This is a genomic window from Mesorhizobium sp. P5_C1 (assembly GCF_054049815.1).
This window is the reverse complement of sequence record NZ_JBFULQ010001279.1, coordinates 1-702: the sequence shown is the minus strand read 5'-3', so window position 1 is coordinate 702 and position 702 is coordinate 1. Positions and strand designations below refer to the sequence as shown.

Here is a 702-nt window from a genome sequence, read left to right as displayed (position 1 = left end):
TCCTAAAGGTTGTATTCCGACAACTCTAGCGAGAGCGCTATGCTCACTTCTCGGCGTCGCTTCCCTCAAAGCGCCGCCGGTGAAGGCTCGGCGCCCTTTTTGGTTTGTTCAGTGTAAAAAACAGGGCGCCGGGCTGGCCGCACCGGCCAGCGGCTACGCTTAGGACTTGCCGAATTCACGCGACTGTAGCGCTGGAGGCAAAAAAGAAATGGCCGGTGCGAGGGTGCTTAGGTTGTGAGCGCACCGGCCATTGCGGCATAGGCCTTTTTTGTACCCTGTCCCCGTCGATGGCACCTAAGGGCGCACCTCACAGACCGCCAGATCCACCCCCAGCCCAGGTGACTATCTGGGAAAGACCGGCGATGTCGCCATAGATCATCGAACCTTTGACGAGAAAACATTTGTCACCCAGGACTTCGAAGAGGTGGTTTGACGCGGTGCAAACCGGCAGCTCCACCTTGCGGCCCTTGGCATCGGCATGGCCGATGCTGATCGCGAGGATAGCGATAGCAATCAGAGTCGTATTGCTCATATTTAGCCCCCCTAGAGCTAGCAGGCCCCTTGGGCAGCAAAACCGGATTGCCGCCCTTTGCCTTGCCATCAAGTGGAGCAGCGGGGTAAGTCGCGCCATCCCTCGATTGGATGACGCGGGCTCATCTATATTAGCTAGCGCTTAACGAAGCCGCTGGCCGTGAGCGTTGA

Annotated in this window: 1 protein-coding gene; it reads right to left on the bottom strand. The window is 58.1% G+C overall.

The window, feature by feature from the left end; translation table 11 throughout:
* Positions 1–307 precede the first annotated feature (307 nt).
* Entirely contained in the window at positions 308–532 is a 225-nt protein-coding gene (locus ACXJ7R_RS35375) for a hypothetical protein (protein ID WP_457155838.1), read from the bottom strand.
* Positions 533–702 lie beyond the last annotated feature (170 nt).